At 51.6% G+C, this 13,614-nt stretch carries 5 protein-coding genes, 1 tRNA gene and 3 rRNA genes; 5 read left to right on the top strand and 4 right to left on the bottom strand.

The annotated features are described in order from the left end of the window. Nucleotides 1-59 precede the first annotated feature (59 nt). The 5 genes from clpB (at nucleotide 60) to rrf (ending at nucleotide 8,138) form a co-directional block, all read left to right on the top strand. Complete coding sequence (clpB, locus tag I6L74_RS02885) at nucleotides 60-2,633, top strand: ATP-dependent chaperone ClpB (RefSeq protein WP_059177805.1); 2,574 nt, start codon at nucleotides 60-62, stop codon at nucleotides 2,631-2,633. A 454-nt stretch (nucleotides 2,634-3,087) separates the two neighbouring features. Continuing rightward, nucleotides 3,088-4,627: ribosomal RNA gene (locus I6L74_RS02880) — 16S ribosomal RNA — on the top strand. A gap of 84 nt (nucleotides 4,628-4,711) precedes the next feature. Further along, nucleotides 4,712-4,787, top strand: a tRNA-Glu gene (locus tag I6L74_RS02875). A 231-nt stretch (nucleotides 4,788-5,018) separates the two neighbouring features. After that, nucleotides 5,019-7,929 (top strand): 23S ribosomal RNA (locus tag I6L74_RS02870). 93 nt (nucleotides 7,930-8,022) lie between these two features. Then, nucleotides 8,023-8,138 (top strand): 5S ribosomal RNA (gene rrf / locus I6L74_RS02865). The 16S, 23S and 5S rRNA genes sit together here with 1 tRNA gene alongside, the layout of an rRNA operon. A gap of 213 nt (nucleotides 8,139-8,351) precedes the next feature. On the opposite strand, the gene I6L74_RS02860 is transcribed toward rrf, so the two are convergent. From I6L74_RS02860 to I6L74_RS02840, 4 genes are all read right to left on the bottom strand, one after another. Then, entirely contained in the window at nucleotides 8,352-8,675 is a 324-nt protein-coding gene (locus I6L74_RS02860; protein WP_059179489.1) for a YfiM family lipoprotein, read from the bottom strand. Between the two features lie 43 nt (nucleotides 8,676-8,718). Beyond that, the gene (gene pssA / locus I6L74_RS02855; RefSeq protein ID WP_059179488.1) at nucleotides 8,719-10,074 is read right to left on the bottom strand and encodes a CDP-diacylglycerol--serine O-phosphatidyltransferase; all 1,356 of its coding nucleotides are present in this window, start codon (nucleotides 10,072-10,074) and stop codon (nucleotides 8,719-8,721) included. Nucleotides 10,075-10,183: 109 nt separating this feature from the next. Continuing rightward, a complete protein-coding gene (locus tag I6L74_RS02845) occupies nucleotides 10,184-12,847 on the bottom strand; it encodes a bifunctional acetate--CoA ligase family protein/GNAT family N-acetyltransferase (RefSeq protein WP_059179487.1) in 2,664 nt (887 codons plus the stop codon). 35 nt (nucleotides 12,848-12,882) lie between these two features. After that, nucleotides 12,883-13,581, bottom strand: coding sequence for a tRNA-uridine aminocarboxypropyltransferase (locus tag I6L74_RS02840; RefSeq protein WP_059179486.1), 699 nt, complete (start codon nucleotides 13,579-13,581; stop codon nucleotides 12,883-12,885). Nucleotides 13,582-13,614 lie beyond the last annotated feature (33 nt).

The raw sequence follows: 13,614 nt of genomic DNA, 5'->3' as shown, positions 1-13,614 counted from the left end.
ATTGAGGGATGACCTCATTTAATCTCCAGTAGCAAATTTGACCTGTTATGGGAGGAGTTATGCGTCTGGATCGTCTTACCAATAAATTCCAGCTTGCTCTCGCCGACGCCCAGTCACTCGCACTGGGGCGCGACAACCAATTTATCGAACCTCTTCATTTAATGAGTGCCTTGCTGAATCAGGAAGGGGGATCGATACGTCCTTTACTCACGTCTGCTGGCATTAATGCTGGCCAGTTACGCACAGCCATCGATCAGGCACTGAGTCGTTTGCCGCAGGTAGAAGGTACCGGTGGTGACGTACAGCCATCACAGGACCTGGTGCGTGTACTGAATCTTTGCGACAAGCTGGCGCAAAAACGTGGGGACAACTTTATTTCGTCAGAACTCTTCGTTCTGGCTGCGCTTGAATCACGCGGCACCCTGACCGATCTGTTGAAATCGGCCGGAGCCACAACCGCCAACGTGAGTCAGGCAATTGATCAAATGCGTGGAGGTGATAGCGTGAATGACCAGGGAGCCGAAGACCAACGTCAGGCTTTGAAGAAATTTACCATTGATCTGACCGAACGTGCCGAGCAGGGCAAACTCGATCCGGTCATTGGTCGTGATGAAGAGATTCGTCGAACCATCCAGGTGCTGCAACGCCGCACCAAAAATAACCCGGTGCTGATCGGTGAGCCAGGTGTGGGTAAAACCGCCATCGTCGAAGGTTTGGCGCAGCGAATTGTTAACGGTGAAGTGCCAGAGGGCTTGAAAGGTCGGCGTGTTTTAGCGCTGGACATGGGGTCGCTGGTGGCCGGTGCGAAATACCGCGGTGAGTTTGAAGAGCGTCTGAAAGGGGTTCTGAACGATCTGTCGAAACAGGAAGGCAATGTCATTCTGTTTATAGATGAACTGCACACAATGGTCGGGGCAGGTAAAGCCGATGGCGCCATGGATGCGGGCAATATGCTCAAACCCGCTCTGGCACGCGGTGAATTGCACTGCGTGGGTGCCACCACGCTTGACGAGTACCGTCAGTACATCGAAAAAGATGCAGCACTTGAGCGTCGTTTCCAGAAGGTATTTGTCGCCGAGCCGACAGTTGAAGATACCATTGCTATTCTGCGTGGCCTGAAAGAGCGCTATGAGCTGCACCATCATGTGCAGATTACTGACCCGGCGATTGTCGCGGCGGCAACGTTGTCGCACCGCTATATTGCCGACAGACAGCTGCCGGATAAAGCCATCGACCTGATTGATGAAGCCGCATCCAGCATTCGTATGCAGATAGACTCGAAACCGGAAGAGCTCGACAGGCTGGATCGCCGAATCATTCAGCTTAAGCTGGAACAGCAGGCGCTGAAGAAAGAGTCAGATGACGCGAGTAAAAAACGCCTTGATATGCTTAATGAGGAACTGGACGACAAAGAACGCCAGTATTCCGAGTTAGAAGAGGAGTGGAAAGCGGAGAAAGCGTCACTTTCTGGAACGCAGACTATCAAGGCTGAGCTTGAGCAGGCGAAAATTGCAATCGAACAGGCTCGTCGCGTAGGCGATCTGGGACGAATGTCAGAGCTGCAGTACGGCAAAATTCCTGAGCTGGAAAAACAGCTCGAGTTTGCCATGCAGTCTGAAGGTAAAACGATGCGGCTGCTGCGTAACAAAGTAACCGATGTCGAAATTGCCGACGTGCTGGCTCGTTGGACCGGCATTCCTGTCGCCCGCATGCTCGAAGGTGAACGCGATAAACTGCTGCGTATGGAGCATGATCTGCATCATCGGGTGATTGGTCAGAATGAAGCTGTCGAAGCGGTATCGAATGCTATTCGCCGTAGCCGCGCGGGATTGTCTGATCCTAATCGTCCTATTGGTTCGTTCCTGTTCCTTGGACCTACGGGTGTGGGTAAAACGGAACTGTGTAAAGCGCTGGCGAACTTCATGTTTGATAGCGATGACGCGATGGTGCGTATCGATATGTCGGAGTTTATGGAGAAACATTCCGTCTCGCGCTTGGTTGGGGCACCTCCGGGATATGTGGGTTATGAAGAAGGCGGTTATCTGACAGAAGCTGTGCGTCGTCGCCCTTATTCCGTCATCCTGCTGGATGAAGTGGAAAAGGCACATCCGGATGTCTTCAATATCCTGTTGCAGGTATTGGACGATGGTCGACTGACGGATGGGCAGGGGAGAACGGTCGATTTCCGTAATACGGTTATCATTATGACCTCGAACCTGGGTTCCGATTTGATTCAGGAACGATTCGGCGAACTTGATTACGGCCATATGAAAGATCTGGTGATGGGCGTGGTGAGCCACAGTTTCCGTCCAGAATTCATTAACCGTATAGATGAAGTTGTGGTCTTCCACCCTCTGGGTGAGAAACACATTGCTTCTATTGCTCAGATCCAGTTGCAGCGTTTGTATAAACGTCTTGAAGATCGTGGCTATGAAATCCACATCTCTGACGATGCGCTGAAGTTGCTAAGCGAAAATGGTTACGATCCGGTGTATGGTGCTCGACCTTTGAAACGGGCTATCCAGCAGCAGATTGAAAACCCATTGGCACAACAGCTTCTTTCCGGGGAGCTGGTGCCAGGGAAAATCATCCGTCTGGAAGTGAACGAAGACCGAATCGTTGCAGTACAGTAAGCCGTGAAACAGCAAAACGAGCCCTTAGGGGCTCGTTTTTGTTTGGAAATTGAGCTTGGTTGTTTATTTAAAAATCAATTTGCCTGGAAAATAGACGTTTGGAAAATAATTTTCACTTTATACTTGCGGCCTCAGAATAACTCCCTATAATGCGCCTCCACTGACACGGAACAACGGAACACAAGCCGCCGGGTCAGCGGGGTTCAGCGATGAACGCCGGCAGAGAAAAGCGAAAATAAACGCTTGACTCTGAATGAGGAAAACGTATTATACGGGACCTCGCAACGGTGAGCGAAAGCCGCGTTGCACTGCTCTTTAACAATTTATCAGACAATCTGTGTGGGCACTCAAAGTGACATGGATTCTAAACGTCTTCGGACGCTAAATGAATAACCAAGTCTCTGAGTGAACATACGTAATTCATTACGAAGTTTAATTCAAGAGCATCAAACTTAAATTGAAGAGTTTGATCATGGCTCAGATTGAACGCTGGCGGCAGGCCTAACACATGCAAGTCGAGCGGTAGCATAGAGAGCTTGCTCTCGGGTGACGAGCGGCGGACGGGTGAGTAATGTCTGGGAAACTGCCTGATGGAGGGGGATAACTACTGGAAACGGTAGCTAATACCGCATAACGTCGCAAGACCAAAGAGGGGGACCTTCGGGCCTCTTGCCATCAGATGTGCCCAGATGGGATTAGCTAGTAGGTGGGGTAATGGCTCACCTAGGCGACGATCCCTAGCTGGTCTGAGAGGATGACCAGCCACACTGGAACTGAGACACGGTCCAGACTCCTACGGGAGGCAGCAGTGGGGAATATTGCACAATGGGCGCAAGCCTGATGCAGCCATGCCGCGTGTATGAAGAAGGCCTTCGGGTTGTAAAGTACTTTCAGCGAGGAGGAAGGCATTGTGGTTAATAACCACAGTGATTGACGTTACTCGCAGAAGAAGCACCGGCTAACTCCGTGCCAGCAGCCGCGGTAATACGGAGGGTGCAAGCGTTAATCGGAATTACTGGGCGTAAAGCGCACGCAGGCGGTCTGTCAAGTCGGATGTGAAATCCCCGGGCTCAACCTGGGAACTGCATTCGAAACTGGCAGGCTAGAGTCTTGTAGAGGGGGGTAGAATTCCAGGTGTAGCGGTGAAATGCGTAGAGATCTGGAGGAATACCGGTGGCGAAGGCGGCCCCCTGGACAAAGACTGACGCTCAGGTGCGAAAGCGTGGGGAGCAAACAGGATTAGATACCCTGGTAGTCCACGCCGTAAACGATGTCGACTTGGAGGTTGTTCCCTTGAGGAGTGGCTTCCGGAGCTAACGCGTTAAGTCGACCGCCTGGGGAGTACGGCCGCAAGGTTAAAACTCAAATGAATTGACGGGGGCCCGCACAAGCGGTGGAGCATGTGGTTTAATTCGATGCAACGCGAAGAACCTTACCTACTCTTGACATCCAGAGAACTTAGCAGAGATGCTTTGGTGCCTTCGGGAACTCTGAGACAGGTGCTGCATGGCTGTCGTCAGCTCGTGTTGTGAAATGTTGGGTTAAGTCCCGCAACGAGCGCAACCCTTATCCTTTGTTGCCAGCGGTTCGGCCGGGAACTCAAAGGAGACTGCCAGTGATAAACTGGAGGAAGGTGGGGATGACGTCAAGTCATCATGGCCCTTACGAGTAGGGCTACACACGTGCTACAATGGCATATACAAAGAGAAGCGACCTCGCGAGAGCAAGCGGACCTCACAAAGTATGTCGTAGTCCGGATCGGAGTCTGCAACTCGACTCCGTGAAGTCGGAATCGCTAGTAATCGTAGATCAGAATGCTACGGTGAATACGTTCCCGGGCCTTGTACACACCGCCCGTCACACCATGGGAGTGGGTTGCAAAAGAAGTAGGTAGCTTAACCTTCGGGAGGGCGCTTACCACTTTGTGATTCATGACTGGGGTGAAGTCGTAACAAGGTAACCGTAGGGGAACCTGCGGTTGGATCACCTCCTTACCTGAAGAACCTGCCTTTGTAGTGTCCACACAGATTGTCTGATGAAAAGTAAATAGCAAGGCGTCTTGCGATTGAGACTTACACGTCCCCTTCGTCTAGAGGCCCAGGACACCGCCCTTTCACGGCGGTAACAGGGGTTCGAATCCCCTAGGGGACGCCACTTGCTGGTTTGTGAGTGAAAGTCGCCGACCTCTGTATCTCAAAACTGATTGCACTGTGTAAACAGTAAGTCATGTTTGAGATATTTGCTCTTTAAAAATCTGGATCAAGCTGAAAATTGAAACGACACACTGTGTCTGCTCTCCGTAATAAGAGCAGATAAGCGGTGTGTTCGAGTCTCTCAAATTTTCGCAACACTGCGGGTGTTTTACGAAACATCTTCGGGTTGTGAGGTTAAGCGACTAAGCGTACACGGTGGATGCCTAGGCAGTCAGAGGCGATGAAGGACGTGCTAATCTGCGATAAGCGTCGGTAAGGTGATATGAACCGTTATAGCCGACGATTTCCGAATGGGGAAACCCAGTGCAATCCGTTGCACTATCGTTAAGTGAATACATAGCTTAACGAAGCGAACCAGGGGAACTGAAACATCTAAGTACCCTGAGGAAAAGAAATCAACCGAGATTCCCCCAGTAGCGGCGAGCGAACGGGGAACAGCCCAGAACCTGAATCAGTTTGTGTGTTAGTGGAAGCGTCTGGAAAGTCGCAGGGTACAGGGTGATACTCCCGTACACAAAAATGCACATACTGTGAGTTCGAAGAGTAGGGCGGGACACGTGGTATCCTGTCTGAATATGGGGGGACCATCCTCCAAGGCTAAATACTCCTGACTGACCGATAGTGAACCAGTACCGTGAGGGAAAGGCGAAAAGAACCCCGGCGAGGGGAGTGAAACAGAACCTGAAACCGTGTACGTACAAGCAGTGGGAGCCTTGATTTATCAGGGTGACTGCGTACCTTTTGTATAATGGGTCAGCGACTTATATTCTGTAGCAAGGTTAACCGTATAGGGGAGCCGAAGGGAAACCGAGTCTTAACTGGGCGTTAAGTTGCAGGGTATAGACCCGAAACCCGGTGATCTAGCCATGGGCAGGTTGAAGGTTGGGTAACACTAACTGGAGGACCGAACCGACTAATGTTGAAAAATTAGCGGATGACTTGTGGCTGGGGGTGAAAGGCCAATCAAACCGGGAGATAGCTGGTTCTCCCCGAAAGCTATTTAGGTAGCGCCTCGTGAACTCATCTTCGGGGGTAGAGCACTGTTTCGGCTAGGGGGCCATCCCGGCTTACCAACCCGATGCAAACTACGAATACCGAAGAATGTTATCACGGGAGACACACGGCGGGTGCTAACGTCCGTCGTGAAGAGGGAAACAACCCAGACCGCCAGCTAAGGTCCCAAAGTCACAGTTAAGTGGGAAACGATGTGGGAAGGCACAGACAGCCAGGATGTTGGCTTAGAAGCAGCCATCATTTAAAGAAAGCGTAATAGCTCACTGGTCGAGTCGGCCTGCGCGGAAGATGTAACGGGGCTAAACTGTGCACCGAAGCTGCGGCAGCGACGCTTATGCGTTGTTGGGTAGGGGAGCGTTCTGTAAGCCGTCGAAGGTGTCCTGTGAGGGATGCTGGAGGTATCAGAAGTGCGAATGCTGACATAAGTAACGATAAAGCGGGTGAAAAGCCCGCTCGCCGGAAGACCAAGGGTTCCTGTCCAACGTTAATCGGGGCAGGGTGAGTCGACCCCTAAGGCGAGGCCGAAAGGCGTAGTCGATGGGAAACAGGTTAATATTCCTGTACTCGGTGTTACTGCGAAGGGGGGACGGAGAAGGCTATGTTAGCCGGGCGACGGTTGTCCCGGTTTAAGCATGTAGGCGGAGCGTTTAGGTAAATCCGGACGCTTATTAACGCTGAGGTGTGATGACGAGGCACTACGGTGCTGAAGTAACAAATGCCCTGCTTCCAGGAAAAGCCTCTAAGCATCAGGTAACATCAAATCGTACCCCAAACCGACACAGGTGGTCAGGTAGAGAATACCAAGGCGCTTGAGAGAACTCGGGTGAAGGAACTAGGCAAAATGGTGCCGTAACTTCGGGAGAAGGCACGCTGATGGTAAGTGAAGCGACTTGCTCGTGGAGCTGAAATCAGTCGAAGATACCAGCTGGCTGCAACTGTTTATTAAAAACACAGCACTGTGCAAACACGAAAGTGGACGTATACGGTGTGACGCCTGCCCGGTGCCGGAAGGTTAATTGATGGGGTTAGCGGTAACGCGAAGCTCTTGATCGAAGCCCCGGTAAACGGCGGCCGTAACTATAACGGTCCTAAGGTAGCGAAATTCCTTGTCGGGTAAGTTCCGACCTGCACGAATGGCGTAATGATGGCCAGGCTGTCTCCACCCGAGACTCAGTGAAATTGAACTCGCTGTGAAGATGCAGTGTACCCGCGGCAAGACGGAAAGACCCCGTGAACCTTTACTATAGCTTGACACTGAACACTGGTCCTTGATGTGTAGGATAGGTGGGAGGCTTTGAAGCGTGGACGCCAGTCTGCGTGGAGCCAACCTTGAAATACCACCCTTTAATGGCTGGTGTTCTAACGTAGACCCGTAATCCGGGTTGCGGACAGTGTCTGGTGGGTAGTTTGACTGGGGCGGTCTCCTCCTAAAGAGTAACGGAGGAGCACGAAGGTTAGCTAATCCTGGTCGGACATCAGGAGGTTAGTGCAATGGCATAAGCTAGCTTGACTGCGAGAGTGACGGCTCGAGCAGGTGCGAAAGCAGGTCATAGTGATCCGGTGGTTCTGAATGGAAGGGCCATCGCTCAACGGATAAAAGGTACTCCGGGGATAACAGGCTGATACCGCCCAAGAGTTCATATCGACGGCGGTGTTTGGCACCTCGATGTCGGCTCATCACATCCTGGGGCTGAAGTAGGTCCCAAGGGTACGGCTGTTCGCCGTTTAAAGTGGTACGCGAGCTGGGTTTAGAACGTCGTGAGACAGTTCGGTCCCTATCTGCCGTGGGCGCTGGAGAATTGAGGGGGGCTGCTCCTAGTACGAGAGGACCGGAGTGGACGCATCACTGGTGTTCGGGTTGTCATGCCAATGGCATTGCCCGGTAGCTAAATGCGGAAAAGATAAGTGCTGAAAGCATCTAAGCACGAAACTTGCCCCGAGATGAGTTCTCCCTGACTCCTTTGAGAGTCCTGAAGGAACGTTGAAGACTACGACGTTGATAGGTCGGGTGTGTAAGCGTAGCGATACGTTGAGCTAACCGATACTAATGAACCGTGAGGCTTAACCTTACAACGCCGAAGCTGTTTTGGCGGAAAGAGACGATATTCAGCTTGATAACAGATTAATTGACGTGCAGAGATGCATGTTGATAACAGAATTTGCCTGGCGGCTTTAGCGCGGTGGTCCCACCTGACCCCATGCCGAACTCAGAAGTGAAACGCCGTAGCGCCGATGGTAGTGTGGGGTCTCCCCATGTGAGAGTAGGGAACTGCCAGGCATCAATAAAGAAGAACCCCGGTCCGCAAGGCCCGGGGTTTTTTGCTTGTGTTTTTTGGGTGAGCTGCGCAGAAAACAAGCCAGCCTGATACGTTGGCCAGAGGTTTACTGCGTCTGTAGCCACGCCTCAATAAAATCGGCAATCTCATATTCTGGAATTTTGCCAACTCGTTGATACAGTTAGTGCGAAAGAAGGGAAGGGGCATGGGCATCATCAATAATGAGCGAGTTGCCATAATGAATAACCTGCCGTAGCACCGGCAATGTCCCATGCAAAATCTTTCCAGCTCCAGCCGCTTCCAGCAGACCGGCTATCCCACAATTCTTTTGTAGCGCCAAGACTCACTGAAAACATAAGCCCGTAAAAAGCGCTACGATCACGGCTATAACCCTGATGCTGAGCGTATTCGTTTCCTGCTGCAGAAAGCATCGCAGAGGCTATAAAATGCTGGGCTTTGTCCTGTCCCTGCCAGCGATCGTTGGCCATATGGCTGCAGCCAGAAAGTAAAAGAAGAGTACACAGGAAAGGGATGCGCATCGTTAACTCCAAAAAAAGCCCTGTCAATGACAGGGCCTGGGCATTACAAAATGCGGCTAATTAAGCGATCAATACGTATCCGGCGTAAACGGCGGATAAGCTTACGCACTTTCACCGGATAGTCTGCAATACTCTGAAGATCGCGATAGTGGCGAACAGTGAGTGTATGAGTACGGATTAATTCGAGTTCACGTTCACGTTGGGCAGAAAGTTCATGCCGTGGATCGTGAATCAGGATCGCATTTTCAAGATCCAGACGCCATGCTCGTGGGTTTAAATTATTCCCTGTCAGAAGCATCCAGTTATCGTCCACCCACATACCTTTAAGATGATAGCTGTTGTCATCATCCTTCCAGAGACGAACGATGAGCTGATCGGTATTGACGTAATATTGCAGACGGCTCAGGAATCGGCGCAGGTTAATTTCATAGAGATAGGGTAGCGCACCAATAATCTTAAATGGCTGATCTTCTGGGATAAAGAAATCATTTGCCGTTTTATCGCCAACGATAATTTCGACTTTTTTACCATCACGCAGTAGCTGGATGATGTTACGAACCAGGATGGCGGGTAAATTGAAATACGGCGTACAGATAGTCAGCTTTTGTTCAGTACAGGGCATCAAATGATAGATGGTCTTATTCAGCAGGCTGGATTTACCCAAACCGACTAATGGCGTAACTGAAAGCTGTTCATTATCTGCATCGCCATGAAAATGATAAACCGCATCGCGTAATTCCTGACGGAAAAGGCGGACGTCATTTTTAATTTCCGGACTTTTTGGACGATTAGGATCATCAAGGCGATTCACGCCGCGGCCATGTACCAGGTTTTGATCCACCCAGTTAAACATAATATCCGTCATCTGTTTATTGCGAATAAGGTGATAACGATCATAACGATATTTATCGAGCTGATGCAGATAAACGTCATTAAGGCTGGCGCCACTATAAAGGACGCAGTCATCAATGATGAAGCCTTTAAAATGCAGAACACCAAGCGCTTCGCGAGTATTGACGGGTACGCCGTAGACACGCACGTCTACGCTTGGATTTTCCTGAGCCATGCGGCAGTACCAGTCTGCATTGGTGTTTGATGCAGCAGCGCCAATCCGGCCTCGTTGTGCACGATGCCAGTCAACTAGTATGCGAACGTCAAGTTCCGGGCGCTGACGTTTCGCCTCATAGACTGCGCTTAAAATGGCACGTCCGCCTTCATCCTGTTCAAGATAAAGTGCCACAATACAAATACGCTGAGTGGCACTCGCGATCTTTTCCAGAAGTGTCTCCCGAAAATGGGCGGGAGCATAAAAGAACTCGACATCATCAACTGACTGAGAAATCTTCGGTAGTTGAGCAAGGTGTTGTTGATGTTTATTGCGCTTAAATTTTGACAACATCACAGTGCGTATCTTCTCTGTTCATTGAAGGGTTATCTGACATCTGCAGACAACATAAGCGGACAATGATACCACCAGTAAAGTCCAAGTGGTCAACATTTCCAGTACCTTACTTCCGACTCAACGCCGGTGTCAGACTAAGCGACAGAGCAACAATCCCTTCGTCCAACTGAATATCTACGTCAAATCCGAGTTTACGCGCCAGGGTAATCATGCCGCGGTTATGGGGCATCGTAATACCATTCAGGCACAGCAATCCGTGATCGCGAGTGTAACTGATCAGTTTTTCTAACAGTTGCCGCCCCAGACCGAGTCCTTTCAGATCGGACCGAACGAGCACCGCAAATTCCGCATCGACATTGTCAGGATCGGAGATCGCACGCGTCACGCCCAGGATCTCATCGCCGCTATCATGATGACGAACGGCCACAAAGGCCATTTCCCGATCGTAGTCGATCTGGGTCATATTGGCTAAATCTTCGTGGGTAAATTCGCTGATCTCACTAAAGTAACGATAATACAAATCCTCTTTAGTAACCTGCCCGATAAAGACTCGTAGCTGCGGCTCGTCTTCAGGGAGGATAGGGCGAAAGAGCACGCTTTCCCCGCTTTTTAACTCGACCCACTCTTCCTGGTGCAAAGGATAAGGGCGGATGGCCAGTCGATTCTCCCGGACACCATCAAATGGCGCGATATCCAGCGTCACATCCAGAGCCGTAAACTCGTTACCTGAAGCCAAAAGCGGATGAATATCTAATCGCTGGATTTCTGCACAATCAACAATCAGGTTCGATACTTGCACTAAAAATTGGCTTAACCCGGCAATATCCAGAGGCTGAAGCGCACTGCGTCCACGGATTTTTTTACTTTTGATAGCCTGAATCACCAGATAGCGCGCCAGGTTCATATTCAGCGGAGGCAATGCCACGACAGCCTGTTCTTCCGGGTGCCACTCTACGCCGCCTTCGCCCAACATGATCAGCGGACCAAATACAGGATCCTGTTCGACCACGACTCTCAGTTCTTGCGCTCCGGCACGATTAGCCATGCTTTGGACCAGTAGCCCATGAACCCTGGCTTGGGGCCAGGCCATTTTGACGCGATCAAAAATTGCTTCAGCGGCCTGCTGCACTTCCGCTGCGGTGCGCAGGTAAAGCATCACCCCTTGTACATCCGACTTATGCGGAATATCAGGGGAGCGGAGTTTCAATGCAACGGGATAACCAATCTGTTCGGCAATGTGCACAGCCTCGGCGCTATCTCCGGCGATCCAGGTCGAGAGAGTGTGTATGCCATAGGCATCGAGGATCGGCTGGACCTCATGAGTATCAAGCGCACGCGCACCGTCTTCGATTGCCGAACGTAACAGATTATGAGCCGCTGTCGTGTTTGCCGTAAGATTGTCAGGTAACGCGGGCGTTTCACGCAGTTGTTTTTGGTTACGACGATACTCAACCATATGCATAAACGCCGTAATCGTCCCTTCTGGCGTGCGGTACGTCGGGAGCCCAGCCTCGCTGAATAAGCGCCGCGCTTCTTGCGACGAAAACTCACCGCACCAGTTCGTCAGCAGAGTGACGTATTTTCCACGTGGATGATTTTTGACAGCATCGATTAACGCTCTGGCGCTTTCGCTGCCTGGGGCTGCGGCGCTAGGCGAGTGGATCACCATTAGCGCATCAAAGTCTTGACTATCCAGCAATAATGAAACGGCTTTGGTATAGCGCTCGCTGCTGGCATCGTCTCGCAGATCGAGCGGATTACCCGGCGTCACGCTGTCCGGAAATGCTTCACGTAATTTGCCAAGCATCTCTTCACTCAACGTGGCCAATTTTCCATTGCGTAACCACAGCTCATCCAGCGCCAATGCAGCGGGCGCGGCACCATTGCTGATGATCATCAGCCTTTCACCACGCAATGGACGCATATGGCTCAACGTCTCTACGGCAGAGAAAAGCTCATGAGTATCCTGCACACGCAGCAGACCTGCGCGCTGAATGGCGGCGTCCCAGGCAGGATCCATACCTGAATGGGAGTGGAGCAGACGCTGCGCTGCCGGGCTACGACCGCTTTTAATGACCAGAATAGGTTTGTTACGCGCGGCACTGCGGGCTGCGGAGACAAAGCGTCGCGCGTCGCTTAAATGTTCCAGATACAGCAGTATGGCGCTGGTTTTACTGTCACGCGCGAGGAAATCCAGCAGCTCATCCACGTCGATATCGAGGCTATCACCCAGTGCGATAAAATACGAAAACCCCATTTCACGCTGCTGGGCCCAATCAAGAATCGTGTTAGATACGGCTGCTGATTGAGAAATAAAGGCTAACTTACCTTTACGTATCGGGACTGGAGAGAAGCTAGCGTTTAAACCCTGCCAGGGGGCCAGCAATCCCAAACTGTTTGGCCCCAGCAGGCGCATCTGAAAACGGCTGGCACAGGCCAGGAGTTCTGCCTGCTGCTCAGGCGGGGAAGAGAGAATGATGCAGGTTTTACAGCCTTTCTCACCCAACGCTTCCAGCAACGTGATGTTGCGTTTGGCATGCGTACACAGAACAGCGAGGTCGGGTACAAACGGCAGACTGGCAACATCGGGCCACGCAAGCACACCCTGAACCGCTTTATATGCCGGCGTAACGGGCATCACCGGACCATTAAAGCCCCCGGCCAGCAGATTGCGCATCATTAAATATCCCGCGCGATCGGGTTTCATGGATGCGCCAATAACGGCAATAGATTTAGGGCGGAGTAGCGCTTCTAGCCCTCGCTGGCTCATACAAGTCTCCTGAAAGCACGAGTGACCTGATGATTTTAAACGCTTTCTGACTCTTCTGCTGTGACGCTTCCCGAACGATTGGGTTTTCCTGCCAGATAACGCTCACGGAAACAGGAAAAATGGTTGCCCAAAGCGCTGGCAGCGAGGGTATCGCCCGCCAGATCCAGCAGAGCGATAGCCACTTCAGCCGTGCAATATTGATCTTCAGCATGAGCTGCACGTAGTCGGTAGGCCGACACTCTGGAGAGATCGACCGAGATCACAGGGAGTGCATCCAGATATGGGCTCTTGCGAAACATTTTGCGCGCTTCGGTCCAGGTGCCATCCAGCATAATGAACAGAGGGGGCTTTCCCGTCGCCGGCGTTGACATCACCTTCCTGTCAGGCCCTGCGTAAGAGGCAGGAAACACCACCATCGGTTGATAATCTGGGTTTGCAACCAGATCAAGCAGTGCCTGTGGTGGATCGGTTCGCGACCACTGGAACGCAGCAGTATTCGGGAGAATATCGGCAATCAATCGGCCAGTATTGCTGGGTTTCATGGGCTCAGTATCAAACATCACCAGGCAAAAACGGCTGTTAGCGTCGCTGGAAGCCAGCGTTTCGCACAGGCAGAGTTTAAGGGGCAGCAAGCAACGCTGGCAGCGACGAACGCGGTTGCCACGAGCAAGAAAAGGACGGGTCGCACGCGCCAGGCGTTCGGCGCGTAATTGGAGTACGGCGTTATCAGTCATAGAAGTGGCGTAGGGAAAATGCCATTTTCGCAG

Origin of the sequence: Lelliottia amnigena, from assembly GCF_019047465.1 — a bacterium.
Lineage (GTDB): Bacteria > Pseudomonadota > Gammaproteobacteria > Enterobacterales > Enterobacteriaceae > Enterobacter > Enterobacter amnigenus.
Note: the sequence above shows the minus strand (reverse complement) of the source record. Positions and strands in the feature narration are given on the sequence as shown.